The following is a 17,033-nucleotide window of genomic DNA, read 5'->3' as shown; positions in this document are numbered from 1 at the left end:
CTGCCAGAGCCTCGGCGCGTCAGGGCTTACGATGGAGGGCAAGTGTGGTGAGGACGGCAAGAAGGCAGAGCTCGGCGGGGCGGGCGAAGGGAAAGTCCGTGAGCGCCCGTGCCGCCAGTGCCACCAACGCGGCGATGACGGCTCGGCCGCGCGCATCCGGAGCCTGGCGTCCCGCTCGAAGGGCCGCCAGCAACAGCAGGAGCCTCGGCGCGGTCCCCACCAGTCCCAGAGACAAGAGCCACTCGAGGTAGTCGAGGTGCGCGTGGTCCTGGGGCGCGACGAAGCGCTCCTGCTCGGCGGGAGCACCGCGCGCCCAGTATTCGGCCTCCCAGGCGGGCCAGAGCGTCACGAAGCTTCCTGGACCATGTCCGAACACGGGCGCATCGAAGACATGCGGGGCAGCCACCTCCCAGAGATAGAGCCGTCCCGCGAGTACGGTGCTCAAGGAACGTCCCGACACCGCGAGCAAGAGCAGCGCGGCGGCGAAGCCCGCGAGCACCAGGGCCCCCCACCCGCGGCCCCGCGAGATTTCCGAGCGAGGCGTAGGCGTGCGAGTCCACGCAAGGCTCAGGGCCGCAGCCCCCACCGCGAGCACGGAGCCCCAGGAGCGCGTGGCGGCAAGGGCACCGAGCTGAAGCACCGCTGCGGCGGCCCAGGCCCTCCGGTGGGAAGCGCGAGCAGCGGACGCTGCCTCGCCCAGGGTGATGCAAAGGCTCGCCCCCAAATAGGCAGCGACGAAGTTGGGGTTTCCGAGCGTGCCATAGATGCGCATCCGCTCGCCGGGATGGGTACTTGCCCAACCCATCCAGCGGAAAGGGTCCACCCCCAGGAACTGGAGTCCCGCCACCAGCGCGAGCGCGGTACCGGCACCCGCGATGGCGCGCAGGGCAGGCCCGGGCTCCGGAGGCGCTTGGAGCAGCGAGAGGATCACCACGCCCGCGGCTGCCTCCAACCACATGCCCCCGGGGCTCGCCGCCGGGCCCAGGAACTGGGAGAGCGCCAGCGTCCCAATCCACAGCCCCGCGAGGACGCGCGGCGCCAAGGGAGCATGCGAGGAAGACCCGAGGAGCGCGGCCCGGAGGAGCAGCGCCACGGAGGCCACGCCGAAGACAGCGGTCTTCACGCCCGAGAACGGCGTCTCACCTCCGGGAGCGACGGCCAGCGTCACCGTGACGACCATCGCGGGGACGAGCCACCGGGAGAGTCCATTCGGAGAGGGTTTCACAGACCCGTTCTAGCGGAAGGGCTGCTTCCCCAGGGCCTCATGGAGAAGGCGAGCCGAAGTCGAACCGGCTCAGGATGGGGTAGTGGTCGGACGTCGTGCTCGAGTAGTTGGCGATATTGGGTCGCAGCACCTGGGTTGAATGGTCCACGTAGCTCGCGGCCAGCTCGTTGCTCACCAATTGGTGGTCGATGAAGGAGGGAAACTGCTCCGTGCTGCCAGTGCTCTGCGAGAGCTCCCGGGTGAGGAAGGTGTACTCCGAGGAGGCATCCAGGAAGTTCTGGTAGGGAGAGGGCTGAAAGCCGCCGACGGTGGTGTCGTCGAGGTCATCGTTCCAGTCCCCCAGGACGATGACGCGCGCGGTGGGCAGGCTCTGATCGAGGTACTGCTTGAGCGCCGCTCCCGCCCGCTGGCGCTGCTCATAATCCGCGAAGTTGCCGAAAGCCTTCATGTGCAACACGATGGCAATCAAGTCCACGCTGGCCCCATCGCGTGTGATTCGCAGATCCACCCGCAGTGGCGGTCGGCCAGCGAAGTCGGAGTTCCGCGAGCCGAGGATGATCTCCGCGCTGAGCAGCTGGACCCCCTCCGTCTTGTAGAGCACGGCCAGCTGCTGCTCTCCCCTGGAGTAGTAGTTGGTGCCGTTGGTCACGTCGATCGCCATGAAGCCCGTGTAGCCAGGCAGGGCCTCCTTCAGCTCGTTGAAGCGGGTGGCGTCCACGACCTCCTGCAGGGCCCAGAGGTCGGCGCCCGCGCCGCTGATGACCAAGCGAACGTTGTCGCGCTGAAGCACGTCGCCGGCGGGCCCGTTGTTGGGGTCACCGAACCACTCGATGTTCCAGTTCCCCACCTGGACGGGGAAGACCTCGTCCTCACCCGGTTCCGTGCCGGTGCCCAGCTGGAGCGACAGCATCCGCGTCGCCAGCGCGCCGTTGGCGTCCTGCACGCGCACCGTGAACGGATAGGCGCCCTGTCCCCGCGGAACGCCCGACAGCGCTCCTTCCGAAGACAGCGTCACGCCCGGAGGCAGCGAGCCATCCGCCAACGACCACCGCAGCGGCGGCTGGCCTCCGCTCGCGCTCAGCCGCTGCGAATAAGACGCGCCCACGGTGGCCACGGGCACGGTCGCCGTCGTCACGGTGGGCGCCGCATACACCCGCAGTGCGTACGTCCGGGAGTCCTTCGCTCCCTCGGCATCCGTCACGCCCACGGTGAGCGTGAACTCGCCACTGGACGTCGCCGGGCCCGTCAGCAACCCCGTGCCCAGGTAGAAGGAGAAGCCCTCGGGCACGGCGTCCACCGAGTAGCGCAGGGGCGGCACTCCGCCGGTCGCGGTGAGCTGGATCTCATACGCCAGGCCCACCGTGGTGGTCGGCAGATCGATGATGGGCAGCAGCGGCCCGTCGGAGTTCCCACGGCCGCTGCAAGCACACAGCGCCGCGAGGACGACGAGCATCCTCGTCACTCGGACGAAAGACATGTTCAATGGACTCCGGAACAGGGCCCGTGGCTCCGGGGGCCCGAGAGGGGGCCAACTCTAGCTGCAATCAGTGCGGCTCTCATCCGTTCCTCCCGTAAGTAGGAAAGCTTTGCGCTGGCGTCGGGCGTGAAGTCAGATGACCCACGCGGAGACCCTGCCCCTCGAAGGAGGCACTCAGATGGCCGAGAAGTGGGAGAAGCAGCTCAAGGAGTTCATCAAGCGCACGGGCGAAGAGCTGAAGCGCACCGGCGAGGAACTCAAGGTCGAGGCCCAGCGCCTGATGGAGGAGGTGCGCGACCCGGCGCGCCAGGCCAAGGTGAAGGAGAGCCTGAAGGACCTGCGCGAGAAGGCGGCCGCCATGTCCAAGGACGCCGCCGAGAAGCTGGAGATCGCCGTGCGCAAGGTGGAAGGCGCGGTGGACACCGCCTTCGAGCGCGACAAGGCGGCAGAGGCTGTCAGGAAGGCGCCGTCGGAGACCCCCGCCGCCGCCCCTGCCCCCTCCGAGGCGGCTCCCGCTGCCAAGCCTGCTCGCAAGGCGGGCAAGACGATCGGCAAGAAGGCCGGGGCCAAGAAGGCCGCGGGCTCCAAGCCGGCTGCTACCAAGAAGACCGCCAAGTCGATCGGCCGCAAGAAGCCGTCCGCCTGATCCGCGTTCTACCTGGAGCACAGATCTTCAATGGAGGTCCACTGTCCGAACGGCCGCCTGGAGTTCTTCCAGGCAGTACGGCAGGTTGGAACGGTTTTGGAGCCGTGACATAGTGCGCTCGTGGCTGGCACCAATGAGAAGGGCAACTTCAGCGCGGAGATCGCGCAGGAAGTGATCGACGCGGCGCTCAAGAGCGTCGAGCGTCGCGACTCGCCGTCCGAGGCCGAGACCTCCATCACCCTGGAAGTGGAGTCCTCCGAGACTCCTTCCGAGGCCGGGGAGGTCTCCGGCGAGGTTTCCATCGAAGTGCCCGAGGCCGAAGCGTCGGGCCCCTCGCCCGAGGTGGCGCAGCTGAGCGCCGAGCTCGCCGAGGCGCGCAAGGAAGTCGAGAGCCTGCGCGCGCAGCTCGACTTCAGCCAGAGCGAGAGCCGCAAGTTGATGGAGCGCCTGAAGGGCGATCACGAGCGCACGCTGCGCGCCGCGGCCGACCTCGAGAACTTCAAGAAGCGCGCCCAGAAGGAGAAGGAAGAGGTCCAGAAGTTCGGCTCCGAGAAGCTGCTCAAGGACCTCTTGCCGGTGGTGGACAACCTGGACCGCGCGCTGGAGGCGGCGACGAAGTCTCCGGACATCGTCAGCTTCCAGAAGGGCGTGGCCATGACGCGCAAGTCCTTCGAGGACGCGCTGGGCCGCCACGGGGTGAAGTCCTTCAGCGCCAAGGGCCAGGTCTTTGATCCGCGCCTGCACGAGGCCATGCAGCAGGTGGAGACCGCGGACGTCCCACCCGGGCACGTGGCCTTCGAGATGTTGCGCGGCTACACCCTCAATGAGCGGCTGGTACGCCCGGCGCTCGTGGTCGTCGCGCGCGCTCCGGCGCCGCCGCCCGAGCCGCCCGCGCCCGTCGCGAGCACGACTTCTGAACAGCAGACCGGGGCCATCGAAGCACCGGAGGCGGGCACTTCGCCCGCCGTTTCCTCTGAGACCTCGCACTCCGCCGGGGGGAGCCAGTAAGACGCCATGGGCAAGGTGATTGGAATCGACCTGGGGACGACGAACTCCTGTGTCGCCGTGATGGAAGGCGGCGAGCCGGTAGTCATCCCCAACAGCGAAGGCAGCCGGACGACGCCGTCCATGGTGGGCTTCACGGATTCAGGTGAGCGGCTGGTGGGGCAGATCGCCAAGCGCCAGGCCATCACCAATCCGGAGAACACCGTCTACGCCGTCAAGCGGCTCATCGGCCGCAAGTTCGACTCGCCCGAGGCCAAGAAGGCCATCGGCGTGAGCTCGTTCAAGGTCGTCACCAGCCCCAACGGTGACGCCTGGGTGGAGATCCGCGGCAAGGGCTACAGCCCGCCGGAAATCTCCGCCATCGTGCTGATGAAGATGAAGCAGACGGCGGAGGACTACCTCGGCGAGCCCGTCACCGAGGCGGTCATCACCGTTCCGGCCTACTTCAACGACGGCCAGCGCCAGGCCACCAAGGACGCTGGCCGCATCGCCGGCCTCAACGTGCTGCGCATCATCAACGAGCCCACGGCCGCGGCGCTCGCCTACGGTCTGGACAAGAAGGACAGCAAGACCGAGCGCGTGGCCGTGTACGACCTCGGCGGCGGTACGTTCGATATCTCCATCCTGGAGCTGAACGCCGGCGTCTTCGAGGTGAAGAGCACCAACGGCGACACGTTCCTGGGCGGCGAGGACTTCGACCAGCGGCTGGTGGACTTCCTGGCCAAGCGCTTCGCCGAGCAGAACAACGGCATCGACCTGCGCAAGGACCGCATGGCGCTGCAGCGCCTGAAGGAGGCCGCCGAGCGCGCCAAGCACGAGCTGTCCAGCGCCTCCGAGACGGAGGTGAACCTGCCGTTCATCACCGCCGACGCCACCGGGCCCAAGCACCTCACCGAGACGGTGGAGCGGGGCACCTTCGAGGAGCTGGTGGCGGACCTCATCGAGCGCTCGATCGAGCCGTGCAAGATCGCCCTGAAGGACGCGGGGATTACCGCGCCGCAGATCCACCAGGTGCTGCTGGTGGGCGGCATGACGCGCATGCCCAAGGTGCAGCAGCGCGTGAAGGAGTTCTTCGGCAAGGAGCCGCACAAGGGCATCAACCCGGACGAGGTGGTCGCCGTCGGCGCCGCCATCCAGGGTGGCGTGCTCAAGGGCGAGGTGAAGGACGTCCTCCTGCTGGACGTCACCCCGCTGTCGCTGGGCGTGGAGACGGCCGGCGGCGTGTTCACGAAGATCATCGACAAGAACACGACCATCCCCTGCAAGAAGAGCCAGGTGTTCTCCACGGCGGTGGACAACCAGCCGCTGGTGAGCGTGCATGTGCTGCAGGGCGAGCGCGAGATGGCGGCGGACAACAAGACGCTGGCGCGCTTCGAGCTGGTGGGCATTCCGCCGGCCCCGCGCGGCGTGCCACAGATCGAAGTGTCCTTCGACATCGACGCCAACGGCATCGTCCACGTGAGCGCCAAGGACCTGGGCACCGGCAAGGTGCAGCAGGTGCGCGTGGTGAGCAACTCCGGCCTGTCCGAGGCGGAGATCCAGGCGATGATCAACGAGGCGCAGTCACACCTGGCCGACGACAAGAAGAAGAAGGAGCTGGCCGAGCTGCGCAACAACGCCGACGGGCTCATCTACACGACGGAGAAGAGCCTGGAGGAGTACGGCAACCTGCTCGCGGAGAAGGATCGCGAGGAGATCCGCGCCGACATGGAGCGGCTCAAGGAAGTGCTGAACTCCAATGACCCTGGGGCGCTGAAGGAGGCGTTCCAGCGGCTCGAGGGCAGCGCCTACCGCATCGCCGACGCCATCTACTCGGGCGAGGCGAAGTCGGGCTCCTGAGTCAGGCCCCTCAGGGTCCTGAGCAGGTTCGCCAGGTCGACCGGCTTCACCACGTGAAGGTCGAAGCCGGCCTTCAGGGCGCGGTGCCGGTCGGACTCCTGGCCGTAGCCGGTCAGCGCGATCAGCTTGAGGGCGTGGAGCGTCGCCAGCGAGCGGAGCCTCCCCGCCAGCTCGTAGCCGTCCATCACCGGCAGGCCGATGTCCAACAGGGCCACGTGGGGGCGGAAGGTGGTGGCGAGCTCCAGCCCCGCCACCCCGTCATGGGCGGTCCGGGTGGTGAAGCCGGCCAGCTCGAGCGCCTCGGCGAGCATCTCCGCGGCGTCGCGGTTGTCATCGACGACCAGCACCCGTGGCGGTGACAGGGGGCTGCCCGTGGAGGGTGGAATCGAACCGGGCTGAGCGGAGCGCTCGTCCGGAGAGCGCGTCTTCGCCAGCGGCAGGCGCACCACGAACTCGCTGCCGCGCCCAACCCCCTCGCTGTGGGCCGAGACCGTGCCGCCGTGCAGCCCGACGAGGCTGTGGACGATGGCGAGGCCCAGCCCCAGCCCGCCCTCGGAGCGATCGATGGCGCGACGGTCCTGCACGAACAGATCGAAGACCCTCGGCAGCACCTCCGGGGCGATGCCCGTCCCGGAGTCGCGGACGCGCAGCACCACCTGCTCGCCCTCGCACTTCGCGGAGAGGTGGATCCGGCCTCCGGGGTCCGTGTACTTCGCCGCGTTGTTGAGCAGGTTCGCCACCACCTGGGCCAGCCGCGCCCCGTCGCCTTCGACGGTGAGCGGCGCTCCGGGCGGGTCGAACTCCAGGCGGTGTGAGCGCTGCTCGAGCAACGGGGTCGTCATCTCGACCGCCTTCGTCAGGAGGCCCGCGATGTCGACATTCCCGCGCTTGAGCTGGATCTTCCCCCGCGTGATGCGCGACACATCGAGCAGGTCATCGACGAGCCGGACCATGTGCTCGACCTGTCGCTCGATGATGGTCCGCTCGCGCGCACAAGCCTGAGGGGCCTTGTGCCGCATGAGCTGCAGGGCGGTCAGGATGGGGGAGAGCGGGTTGCGCAGCTCGTGGCCGAGCATCGCGAGGAACTCGTCCTTGCGTCGGTCCGCCTCGCGGGCCGCCTCGTAGAGCTGGGCGCTCTCGAGCGCCACGCCCGCGCGGAACCCCAGCTCCTCGACCATCATCAGGGTCTGCGCGTCGTACGCGCCCGCGTCCTCCGCGCCCAGGATGATGACCCCGAAGGTCCTGCCATGCGCCGCGATCGGCGCGAGGACCGAGTTGTTGGTGATGCAGGCCCGGGGCTCGTCCCGAGCGGCGAGCAGTCCCCGGCCATACTCGCGTGCCAGCTCGGCCTTGGAGACATCGCGGTGGATGGCCACCGTCTTGGTCTCCTCCAGGCTCGAGGAGATGCGGGCCGAGACCTGGAGCACGGCCCACTCGCCGAAGCGCGGCACCAGCAGGTGGCCCACCCGGGTGAGGGCCTCCGTGAAGTCGAGAGAGGAGCCAAAGACGGCGCTCGCCTCCGAGAGGAAGTCCGCGCGCTGCTGCCGCGCCTCGGCCTCGGCGCGGGCTCGGCGCTCGGCGTCGAGCAGGCGCGTGCGGTCACACGCCTGGGCCGCCTGCTGGGCGATGGCCTGGATGAAGGTGCGCTCATCCTCTCCGAAGCCCCCAGGCTCGGTGAACCCGAGGACCAGCACGCCCAGGCAGTACGCATCCACCACGAGCGGGACCGCGGCCACCGCCTTGGCGCGGCTCGTGGGCAGCCCGTAGCGCTCGGGGAGGAAGCCATCGGCCAGGCAGCGGTAGAGCCCCTTCTTGTCGCGGAAGACCTCGGCGATTGGCAGGTCCGCGTTCACGGGAATGCTCTTGGGGCAGCGTGAGAGCGCCGGAGAGGACCTGGAGGCTCGAATCAGGCGGAGCTCGGACAGGGTCTCATCCACCAGGAACACGCTGCCCACGGGGGCGCCCACGGCGGCCAGCCCCTCGGACAGGATGACGTCGGCGACCTGGGCGGAGGTATGGGCGCGCGACAGTCCGTCGGAGACGGCGTGGAGCCGGGCCAGCGCCGAGTTCACGCGCTCCAGGCGGCTCCGCTCCTCGACGAGGCTTCGCTGGGTACGCGCCTCGCGGCTCGACTGCATGGCGAGCGCCGCCTGGGTCGCGGCGGCCTGGAGCAGCTGGAGCTCGTGGCTCGTCGGGAAGTTCTGGCGCCACGAGCCGACGGCGATGATGCCCTGCTCTCCGAGCGGCGAGACCGAGACCACGCGCGCCGTCGTGTAACCCACGGTGTTCGGCTGCGGCAGCTTGAAGGCGGGAAGGAGCCTGCCATGCGCATCCTGGACGGCGGACAGCAGGGCCTCGCTGTCCAGCTCCGCCGGGAAGCGGTGTTCGATCTGCTCGTCCAGGTCGCGCACGCGAATGAGCGCCAGGTCGAGCCGCAGCAGTCGGGTGAGCACGTCGAGGAAGCTCTCGGCGATCTCCCGAGGCTCCTTTCCCCTCCAGAGGGAGGGGAGGTCGAGCAGGGCGAACAGATCATGGATCTGTCGCCGCAGGGACAGGGCGCCCTGCGCGGCGAGCTCCGTCAGGCGCGAGGCTTTCAGCTCCTCGTTCACCGCGAGCCACCCCTGTGTGGGTCAGGAACGGCCGGGTTTGGGGGAGGCCAGCTCGCCGAGCAGCTGCTCGGGGGGCACGTAGTACGGGTTCTCCCGGAGGAGGCCGTCGATGATGGTGTAGGGGTGGGTCCGCAGCACGTTCATGATGGTCGTGCCATCGAACCGGTTCAGGTCGTAGATGCAGACCGCCGGCTGCTTCATCCGGTTGAGGAAGTAGTTGGCCTGCGCCTCATACTCGATGAGGCGCTCCGCTCCCGGCCACCCTTCGCTCGCCCACTCCATGTGGCCGAGGAGCCGAACCCGAGGGAAGCCCTCGGCGTGGCTCGTCTGGATGGTCTCCTCGACGAGCGCCATCATCGTATCGGCGTCGAAGCGCCCGTCCTTCAGGTAGGCGTCATGCCACCCCAGCACCTCGAGCTGGCCGGTCCGGGTGCAGTCGGTGATGTGTACTCCCATCTGCTCCAGGTGCTGGAGGTGGTCATGCCGCAGCATGGGGTCGCAGATGTGGACCGCCTTCTCGCCCGAGTCGATGCCTTCCTTGATGTACGACCGCATCACCTCGTACTCCTCGGTGCGCGACCGGAAGAACGCCGCCACGTGGTAGTGGAGCAGCTTGCTTCCCGCGAGGGTGACGTCGTTCATCGGTGTCCTCCGGGAGCGCGCGGACGATTCCAGGGTTCCCGGCGCGCATCCTAAGGAAGGGCGCGCCGGGACAGATATCGCCCGGGAGGGTGAACCCGATGTCAATTGCAGTGACTTGTGGAGGACGTTCGGGGCACCCCCAGGGCATCAAATCGCTCGCATGTAATGGACGAGCGCTTCCTTCTCCCGGGCCTCCAGCTTGAGGCCCAGGACGAGGTTGAAGAACTCGACCGTGTCCTCGAGCGTCAGCAGGCGCCCGTCATGCAGGTACGGCGGCGAGTCCTTGATGCCGCGCAGCGTGAACGCCTTGATGGGACCATCCGGGCGGATGAGCTGGCCGTTGATCTCCTGGGGCTTGAAGAAGCGCTCGACCTTGAGGTCGTGCATGTTGTTGTCGAGGAAGAAGGGCGCCGGGTGGCAGCTGCCGCACTGGCCCTTCCCGAAGAAGACCTGCTCGCCCAGCTTCTCCAGGTCCGTGGCCTGCGCGGGGTCCAGGCGGCCGTTGGTCATGAGCTTGGGCGCCGGCGGGAAGTCGAACATGTTCTGCATCTGCGCCATCATCGCCACCTGCGTGGGGCGGTCCGGCTCGTTCACGCCCTTCTTGGCCGCGTCCGCGATGTCCCCGTTGAAGTAGGCGGTGCGCTGCTCGAACTCGGTGAAGTCCTCGATGGAGCGCAGCGAGCGCTTCGAGCCGTGGATCTGCTGGTTGAACATGCCCCGGAGGCTCGTCGTGTCCAGCCGGAAGCGCGCCGCTTGCGGCCGGACATCCGGTGTCAGGTGGAAGGCCCCGTTGGTGTGGCCGTTCACATGGCAGTCCAGGCAGGTGACGCCCAGGCTCCCCTCGGCCACCTTCCGGGCGTCGGTGGCGTTGAACTCCGCCTGCGGGAAGGGCGTGAGCAGCTGGCGCATGCCCTCCATCTGAACGGGCGTGAGCTTGCCGTTCATCAGCTCGAAGAAGTTGCGGATGGTGAGCACCTTGCCCTGGGAGACATCGCCCAGCTCGGGCCGGTTCGACAGGAAGATGGGCGGCGGGAACTCCGGCAGCAGGTGCTCCGGCAGGTCCATGTCGACGTCGAAGCGCTCCAGCGAGCGGCCCTCCTGCTTGCGGATCTCGTCGATCTGCTGCTTCGGGAACACCTGCCCGCCCACGGCGTGCTTCACGTGGGGCAGGGGCAGGAAGCCCTGCGGGAAGAGCCCCTTCTCGCGGATCTCCTCCGGGCTCATGGCGGCGAGCTTCTCCCACGTCATGCCGCTCGGCAGCTTGACGCGCACGCCCTGCTGGAGCGCCTTGCGCCCGCCGGACATCTTCAGCGGCGCGGCCCGGTTGGAGAGGTCATACCGGGACTCCATCAACGTCTGCTGGCGGCGCATGACCCCGGGCTTCTCTTTCACATCCCGGTCCATGACGGCCTTGAAGCTCTCCTCGGCGACGATGGGAATCGTGTACGTCTGATCCCCGGTGTCCTTGGCCGTGGGGGTCTTCTGCCCGCCGGGTTTGGGGTCCTTGGTGGCTTGCGCGTAGGCGGTGCCCAGGGCGACCAGGACGGTCACTGCGGCCAGGACACCACGACCACGACGAGACAGCGGCTGCATAACGTAGGCTCCTTCCCTTGATCAGGGGGCCGAACGGTATGCATCGCCCTGGCGGAGCCGCGGGAAGCGGCCAGGAGGTTGGAGGTGCCTGTCGCTCCCGCGACATCTGGAAGCGGGCTCGCGTCTTCCAGACAACGACCGAGGTTCTTCCCGGAACGGGGGGTATCGGTGTTCAATACGGGCCGTGGAGTTCCCTTCCCTTGAGGCCGAGGTCGCGTTCCTTCGAGGCCTGACCACCGTCCACCGGATGGCGGACGACATCATCGAGGACTGCTTCGAGCGAGGGCTCGACCTCGACACCGGTCTGGATGTGTTCCTCACGCAGTGTGCGCGCATGGTCCACGCGGTGGCTGGCTTCGTCTCCATTCGGGGCACGCGGGGGCCGGTGCTCACGCGGGTCTTGGGCGAGCTGGGGGCAGACGTCTTCGAGGCGGCGCACTGGTCGGGGGCGCGCCGGTTGGAGGATGGGCGGATGCTCTTCTGCACCCAGCTCACGCTGGGCCGCCTGAACCTCGGAGGGCTGGGGCTGGTGATGGAGGGCCGCTTCGAGGAGGACGGCGGTCGGACGGTGATGAAGCTGGTGGAGGCCATCGGCGAGCAGCTGGACACGTCGGTGCTGGGCTTCCTGGCGCTCATGGATGGGCGCAGTGCGCTGGAGCGGCTGGACGAGCTGGCCGTGGATGATGACGCCACGCCCGTGGCGCACGGGCGCATCGGCCGCTACGAGGTGGTGATGCCGCTGGGCACCGGCGGCATGGCGCAGGTGCTGGTGGTGCGCCTGCGGGGCCCGGAGGGGCTGGGGCGGCTGGTAGCGCTCAAGCGCATCCTCCCGCACCTGGCCACGGATCCACTCATCGTGCAGCAGTTCCTGGACGAGGCGCGCATCGGCCTGCGCCTGTCCCACCCCAACCTCGTCACCGTCTACGACACGGGCGAGGCGCAGGGGGCCTACTACATCGCCATGGAGCTGGTGCGGGGCGTGGACCTGGATCGCCTGCTCCATGCCATGGGCAAGCCGCTGCCTCCGGCCCTGGCGGTGGCGGTGGTGGTGCAGGGCCTGCTCGGGCTGCACGCGGCGCACACCCTCAAGGGGGATGACGGAGCGCCGCTGCACCTGGTCCACCGGGACATGTCGCCGCACAACCTGATGGTGGGCTTCGACGGGCGGGTGAAGGTGCTGGACTTCGGCGTGGCGAAGGCGCGCATGCAGCGCACGGTGACGCTGCCCGGCATCGTCAAGGGCAAGCCCCTCTACATGTCTCCGGAGCAGGCGCGCGGCGAGCGGCTGGATGCGCGCAGCGACTTGTTCGCCATGGGCCTCATCCTCTTCGAGGCGCTCACGGGCGTGCGCCCCTTCGACAAGGGGGAGGAGACGGCCAGCATGTACGCCATCTGCGAGGCGGAGCTGAGCCGGCCGCGTGTCATCTCGCTGCCCCTTTGGGACGTGCTGTCGGTGGCCCTGGCCAAGAAGCCAGGGGACCGCTTCCGCAGTGCTCAGGAGATGGCGGACCGGCTGGTGGAGGTGATTCCCCCGGGCCGCGACTCGGATCTGGCGAAGCTCATGACCACGTACTTCCCGGACAAGCTGCGCGAGCTGTCGCGGCTGGATCGCACCGCCGCCGAGAAGTCCAAGTCGGAGCAGACCCGCGTACGCCCGGCGGCCAAGCCCTCGACGTGAGCCTTGGCCGCCGTACCCCGCGCCTCAGGAGCGGCGCAGGGTGGGATCGTCCGGCGTCAGGTCCAGCTTGCGCGGGCCCTCCACGTCCCCGTCGCTGCGGATGTCTACCTCCTCGCGGCGCACCGTCTCCGCCACGCGGCGCTCCTCCTCGATGGCGTCCTTGCGGATGACGACCTCCTCATCCACCACCGCGCGCTTCTGCACCTCCACCTCCTCGGCGCGCAGCGGCACCACCACCGTCTCCTCCTGGAAGGAGGCGTGCATCGCCGGCCGGTCCTTCACATCCCGCCGCTCCACCCGTACCTTCTCGCGGCGTACCGGCACGCTGAGCTCCCGCTCCTCTTGCACCACGTCCTTGTGGATGCGCACCTCGCCGGCCTGCCTCTCCCGCTTGGTGACTTCCAGCTCCTCCTTGTAGATGGGCACCGTCACCGAGTCCTGGTTCACCAGGGGGCGCTCCACGCCCGCGGCCGACGCGTTCGCCGTCAGCCCCGTCGTCCCCACGCTCTGCCCCAGCACCCCTCTGTCCTCGTCGAACGAGAAGCGCCGCAGCCCCTCCATGCCGTGCAGGAGGATGATCTCCCCGTCACGGATGTCGCTGATCTCCGAATAACGACAGATGTAGTCCTTGGGGAAGAACAGCCCCTTTTCGATGAGGAACTCTCCTTCCTGCACGGCAAAGACCTTGCCGAGCTTCTGCCCGTCGATGCTCCGAACCGTCATTCCCTCTTTCACGTGGCCGCGCTCGAACATGACCCATCCTCCTTGGTGAAGAAGACCTTTCCCCTCGAAGGTGGGTTTTCTCGTCCGCTGAGACAGCCCACACCGGGAGGTCGTCCAGAAGGCTTGGCAGTGCGCCTGCTCCGCTGTCAGCGGACGCGAGCCTGGCCGCCTGCCCCGCGAGGTGGAGGACAGGACTCGCGTGCCTGGGCTTTCCGCCGAGGGGCTCCCAGCCCAAATGTTCGGTGCGCGAAAGCGTGGTCCGGGAGGACACGGCGATGAAGAGCAGGCAGGCGAGCGGACCCGGGAAGCGCTGGGAGGAGGCGCTTCTGGGCGGCGTGGCAGGGCTCGGCGCGCGGGTGCTGGTGCTGGGAGCGGCTCGGCTGCTGGGAGTGAAGAGTGGCCCGGTGGCTCTCGGGGGCATGGCGGGTCTGCTGGGAGCGCTGGTGGGAGGCGGCATTGCCCGGAGGCACTTCCGCCAGGACTCCCCCCAGCGCGAGGAGACGGCCGTCCCGGAGCCCATGGCGGCGGCGGTGCCGGCGGTGGAGTCGGAGGAGGAGCCTGAGGATGAGCGCTGGGAGCCTCGTCGGGGCCCCAACGGGCGCGAGCGCCTCTGGCACCTTCGGGAGGACGTGGCCCACATGGCGTGAGAGGGGGAGACATGAGCTGGGACGTGCGCGAGGGCATGGTGGTCCACACCGCCGACGGGGAGCGGCTGGGGACGGTGGTCCGCCGAGGCGAGGACACCTTCGTCATCGAGAAGGGGCTGCTGCTGCCCAGGGACTTCATCGCCCGGTATGACGAGGTGGCCGAGGTGAGGGGCGACGCGGTGCGGCTGCGGCGCACGAAGGACGAGATGATCCCCGGGCCGCTGCTCCGGGGGCGGGAGCGCGAGGCGGTGGTGTCGCTGGGGACGTTCGGGGCGCCGCAGGAAATCGTCGTCGAGCTGGCCCACGAGGAGGCCCACCCGCACACCGTCATCCGCGAGGTGGGACAGCTGCGCATCCACAAGGTGGTGCGCACGGAGGTGCGGCACTTCAGCATCCCGGTGCGCCGCGAGGAGCTGGTGGTGGAGCGGGTGCCGGTGGAGGACGAGGGGAGGGCCCGGGCGGTGGAGGGGGCCCCGGTGCCGGGCGGAGTCGGGGCCTTCGAGGAGGCCACCTTCGTCATCCCCCTGCGCGAGGAGCGGGTGGAGTTCACCAAGAGCACCCACATCTGGCAGGAGGTGCAGGTGTCCAAGGCCACCCGCGAGGAGCTGCGCTCGGTGCGCACCACGGTGCGCCGGGAGACGGCCGAGGTGGAGGAGCGGGGCGAGGTGCTCCACGACGGGCCCGTGGACGGGCTGCACTCCTGACGCATCGCCCCGGAGTGAAAAGCGCCCGGGAGCCCTGGCTGCGCGCTTGACCCACATGGCGGCCTCTCCTAGAAGACCGGAGCTTTTGCCGCTGGGGAGGCTCCAATGCGCCGTTTCGTCCCGATGCTGCTGGCCGCGCTCGCAGTCATGAGCGCCGGCTGCGAGAAGAAGACGCAGCCCGCGTCACCTGACACCGATGCCAGCAAGCAGTCCGCGCAGGCGCCCGCGGGCAACACCGCGGCCACCCCTCCGGCCCCCTCGGATGCCAACACGCTGCTGCTGGGCGTGGCTACCAGCCTCACCGGCGGCCAGGCGACGTTCGGCATCTCCACCCGCAACGGCATCGAGCTGGCCGTGAAGCAGGCCAACGAGGCGGGCGGGGTGAAGGACAAGAAGCTGGCGATGCGCGTCTATGACACCCAGGGCAAGCCCGAGGAGGCCGCCCAGGCCGTCACCCGCCTCATCACCCAGGACAAGGTGCTGGTCGTCCTCGGGGACGTGGCCTCCTCCAACTCGCTGGCCATGGCGGAGAAGGCCCAGGCGGCGGGGGTGCCGATGATTACGCCCTCCTCCACCAACCCGACCGTCACCGAGAAGGGCGACTACATCTTCCGGGCCTGCTTCATCGACCCGTTCCAGGGCTTCGTGATGGCGAAGTTCGCCCGCGAGAACCTGAAGCTGTCCCAGGTGGCGGTGCTCCAGGACAACAAGAGCGCCTACTCCATCGGGCTCAAGGACGTGTTCACTCGCAAGTTCACCGAGATGGGCGGGAAGATCGCCACCATCGAGAGCTTCAGCCAGGGCGACACGGACTACCGCGCGCAGCTGACCGCCATCAAGAAGAGCCAGCCCGAGGCCATCTACGTGCCCGGCTACTACAGCGAGGTGGGTGTGATTGCCCGCCAGGCCAAGGAACTGGGCCTGAACGTGCCGCTGCTGGGCGGTGACGGGTGGGACTCGGAGAAGCTGTACGAGCTGGGCGGCAGCGCCATCCAGGGCAGCTACTTCACCAACCACTACTCGCCGGACAACCCGGATCCGCGCATCCAGAAGTTCGTCGCCGACTACAAGGCCGCCTATGGCGCGGTGCCGGACGCGCTGGCGGCGCTGGCGTACGACGCGGCCAACATGGCCATCGACGCGCTGAAGAAGGCCCCGGACACCTCGGGCCCGGCCCTGCGCGACACCATCGCCAAGACGAAGGACTTCCCGGGCGTGGGCGGTGCCATCACGCTGGATGAGAAGCGCAATCCGGTGAAGGCCGCCGTGGTCCTGAAGGTCGGGGACGGCAAGTCGGACTACGTCACCACCGTCAACCCGTAATGTCGCAACTTCTCCAGCACCTCATCAACGGTCTGGCCGCCGGCACCATCTACGCGCTCGTCGCGCTCGGCTACACGATGGTGTACGGCGTCCTCAAGCTCATCAACTTCGCCCATGGCGATGTGATGATGGTGGGCGTCTACATGGGCTACGCCACGGCGTTCACGCTGGGGCGGCAGAACCAGAAGACGTTCCTGGGCGTGGTGCTCATCTTCCTGGTGGCCATGGCGGGCTGCGCGCTCATGGGCTTCATCATCGAGCGCTTCGCCTACCGGCCCCTGCGCGAGAAGCCCCGGCTCACGGCGCTCATCACCGCCATCGGCATCTCGTTCGCGCTCTCGTACGGCTTCCAGCTCGACATCGGCTTCCTGCCGGGCGCGGCCCCCCGCGCCTTCCCGGAGGTCATCCGGCCCAACGAGTGGCTCATCATCGGCGACCGCGACGTGGTGGTGTGGAACTGGCAGGTGATGAGCCTGCTCATCGCCGTGGCGCTGATGGTGGGGCTGCAGTACCTGGTGTTCAAGACGCGCTTCGGGCGGGCGATGCGGGCGGTTTCCTATGACCACCGCGTGGCGGCGCTGATGGGCATCCCCACCGACCGTGTGATTGCGGTGACGTTCATGATCAGCAGCTCGCTGGCCGCGGGCGCGGGGCTCTTGTACGCCATCAAGGACACCTCGGTGACGCCGCTGATGGGGCTGTACGTGGGCCTCAAGGCCTTCGTGGCGGCGGTGATTGGCGGCATCGGCCACGTGCCCGGAGCGGTGGTGGGCGCGCTGATGCTGGGGCTGGTGGAGGAGTTCGTGGTGGGCTACGCCGCCAGCACGTGGCGTGACGCGGTGGCCTTCGCAATCCTCATCCTCGTGCTGCTCGTGAAGCCCGGTGGCCTGTTCGGCCGGGTCGCGGCGGAGAAGGTGTAGCG

At 68.5% G+C, this 17,033-nt stretch carries 14 protein-coding genes; 8 read left to right on the top strand and 6 right to left on the bottom strand.

Annotation, left to right across the window (positions count from 1 at the left end):
- Window positions 1-19 precede the first annotated feature (19 nt).
- Both SYV04_RS14815 and SYV04_RS14810 read right to left on the bottom strand, forming a co-directional pair.
- Window positions 20-1,225 (bottom strand): O-antigen ligase family protein, encoded by a 1,206-nt coding sequence (locus tag SYV04_RS14815; RefSeq protein ID WP_321546396.1) that lies wholly within the window; start codon window positions 1,223-1,225, stop codon window positions 20-22.
- Window positions 1,226-1,262: 37 nt separating this feature from the next.
- The gene (locus tag SYV04_RS14810; protein ID WP_321546395.1) at window positions 1,263-2,702 is read right to left on the bottom strand and encodes a putative Ig domain-containing protein; all 1,440 of its coding nucleotides are present in this window, start codon (window positions 2,700-2,702) and stop codon (window positions 1,263-1,265) included.
- Between the two features lie 178 nt (window positions 2,703-2,880).
- On the opposite strand from SYV04_RS14810, the gene SYV04_RS14805 reads away from it, so the two are divergent.
- The 3 genes from SYV04_RS14805 to dnaK all read left to right on the top strand — a co-directional run bounded on the left by SYV04_RS14805 (window position 2,881) and on the right by dnaK (window position 6,192).
- A complete protein-coding gene (locus tag SYV04_RS14805; protein ID WP_321546394.1) occupies window positions 2,881-3,348 on the top strand; it encodes an ATPase in 468 nt (155 codons plus the stop codon).
- 120 nt (window positions 3,349-3,468) lie between these two features.
- Window positions 3,469-4,356, top strand: coding sequence for a nucleotide exchange factor GrpE (gene grpE / locus SYV04_RS14800; RefSeq protein ID WP_321546393.1), 888 nt, complete (start codon window positions 3,469-3,471; stop codon window positions 4,354-4,356).
- A 6-nt stretch (window positions 4,357-4,362) separates the two neighbouring features.
- A complete protein-coding gene (gene dnaK, locus SYV04_RS14795; RefSeq protein ID WP_321546392.1) occupies window positions 4,363-6,192 on the top strand; it encodes a molecular chaperone DnaK in 1,830 nt (609 codons plus the stop codon).
- On the opposite strand, the gene SYV04_RS14790 is transcribed toward dnaK, so the two are convergent.
- The 3 genes from SYV04_RS14790 to SYV04_RS14780 form a co-directional block, all read right to left on the bottom strand.
- Window positions 6,162-8,801, bottom strand: a complete 2,640-nt coding sequence (locus tag SYV04_RS14790) for a hybrid sensor histidine kinase/response regulator (RefSeq protein ID WP_321546391.1) — start codon at window positions 8,799-8,801, stop codon at window positions 6,162-6,164. The two genes, dnaK and SYV04_RS14790, sit on opposite strands and share 31 nt — an antisense overlap.
- Before the next feature lie 21 nt (window positions 8,802-8,822).
- Window positions 8,823-9,443, bottom strand: coding sequence for an MEDS domain-containing protein (locus SYV04_RS14785; RefSeq protein WP_321546390.1), 621 nt, complete (start codon window positions 9,441-9,443; stop codon window positions 8,823-8,825).
- A 147-nt stretch (window positions 9,444-9,590) separates the two neighbouring features.
- Window positions 9,591-10,994: a cytochrome B6 gene (locus tag SYV04_RS14780; protein WP_321546389.1), complete on the bottom strand. Its 1,404-nt coding sequence runs from the start codon at window positions 10,992-10,994 to the stop codon at window positions 9,591-9,593.
- Between the two features lie 217 nt (window positions 10,995-11,211).
- Between SYV04_RS14780 and SYV04_RS14775 the strand changes: the two genes are divergently transcribed.
- Window positions 11,212-12,714 carry a serine/threonine-protein kinase gene (locus SYV04_RS14775; protein ID WP_321546561.1) on the top strand — a complete coding sequence of 501 codons (1,503 nt, stop codon included), beginning with the start codon at window positions 11,212-11,214 and terminating at the stop codon, window positions 12,712-12,714.
- Window positions 12,715-12,738: 24 nt separating this feature from the next.
- Here the strand turns inward: SYV04_RS14775 and SYV04_RS14770 are convergent, their stop codons facing one another.
- Window positions 12,739-13,467 carry a YsnF/AvaK domain-containing protein gene (locus SYV04_RS14770; RefSeq protein ID WP_321546388.1) on the bottom strand — a complete coding sequence of 243 codons (729 nt, stop codon included), beginning with the start codon at window positions 13,465-13,467 and terminating at the stop codon, window positions 12,739-12,741.
- Window positions 13,468-13,712: 245 nt separating this feature from the next.
- Here SYV04_RS14770 and SYV04_RS14765 point away from each other — a divergent pair, with 245 nt between their 5' ends.
- The 4 genes from SYV04_RS14765 to SYV04_RS14750 all read left to right on the top strand — a co-directional run bounded on the left by SYV04_RS14765 (window position 13,713) and on the right by SYV04_RS14750 (window position 17,031).
- Complete coding sequence (locus tag SYV04_RS14765) at window positions 13,713-14,084, top strand: hypothetical protein (protein ID WP_321546387.1); 372 nt, start codon at window positions 13,713-13,715, stop codon at window positions 14,082-14,084.
- 11 nt (window positions 14,085-14,095) lie between these two features.
- Window positions 14,096-14,788, top strand: coding sequence for a YsnF/AvaK domain-containing protein (locus SYV04_RS14760; protein WP_321546386.1), 693 nt, complete (start codon window positions 14,096-14,098; stop codon window positions 14,786-14,788).
- Window positions 14,789-14,893: 105 nt separating this feature from the next.
- Window positions 14,894-16,111: an ABC transporter substrate-binding protein gene (locus SYV04_RS14755; protein WP_321546385.1), complete on the top strand. Its 1,218-nt coding sequence runs from the start codon at window positions 14,894-14,896 to the stop codon at window positions 16,109-16,111.
- Window positions 16,111-17,031, top strand: coding sequence for a branched-chain amino acid ABC transporter permease (locus SYV04_RS14750; RefSeq protein WP_321546384.1), 921 nt, complete (start codon window positions 16,111-16,113; stop codon window positions 17,029-17,031). Before SYV04_RS14755 ends, SYV04_RS14750 begins: the two co-directional genes overlap by 1 nt.
- Window positions 17,032-17,033 lie beyond the last annotated feature (2 nt).

Origin of the sequence: Hyalangium ruber, assembly GCF_034259325.1 — a bacterium.
Classification (GTDB): domain Bacteria; phylum Myxococcota; class Myxococcia; order Myxococcales; family Myxococcaceae; genus Hyalangium_A; species Hyalangium_A rubrum.
This window is presented reverse-complemented; position numbering and strand designations above follow the sequence as displayed.

What these genes read in the sequence shown, in the direction of transcription:
- SYV04_RS14810 (WP_321546395.1), bottom strand. Translation starts at nt 2,702, where the DNA reads ATGTCTTTCGTCCGAGTGACGAGGATGCTCGTCGTCCTCGCGGCGCTG.
- SYV04_RS14805 (WP_321546394.1), top strand. Translation starts at nt 2,881, where the DNA reads ATGGCCGAGAAGTGGGAGAAGCAGCTCAAGGAGTTCATCAAGCGCACG.
- dnaK (WP_321546392.1), top strand. Translation starts at nt 4,363, where the DNA reads ATGGGCAAGGTGATTGGAATCGACCTGGGGACGACGAACTCCTGTGTC.
- SYV04_RS14785 (WP_321546390.1), bottom strand. Translation starts at nt 9,443, where the DNA reads ATGAACGACGTCACCCTCGCGGGAAGCAAGCTGCTCCACTACCACGTG.
- SYV04_RS14770 (WP_321546388.1), bottom strand. Translation starts at nt 13,467, where the DNA reads ATGTTCGAGCGCGGCCACGTGAAAGAGGGAATGACGGTTCGGAGCATC.
- SYV04_RS14765 (WP_321546387.1), top strand. Translation starts at nt 13,713, where the DNA reads ATGAAGAGCAGGCAGGCGAGCGGACCCGGGAAGCGCTGGGAGGAGGCG.
- SYV04_RS14760 (WP_321546386.1), top strand. Translation starts at nt 14,096, where the DNA reads ATGAGCTGGGACGTGCGCGAGGGCATGGTGGTCCACACCGCCGACGGG.
- SYV04_RS14755 (WP_321546385.1), top strand. Translation starts at nt 14,894, where the DNA reads ATGCGCCGTTTCGTCCCGATGCTGCTGGCCGCGCTCGCAGTCATGAGC.
- SYV04_RS14750 (WP_321546384.1), top strand. Translation starts at nt 16,111, where the DNA reads ATGTCGCAACTTCTCCAGCACCTCATCAACGGTCTGGCCGCCGGCACC.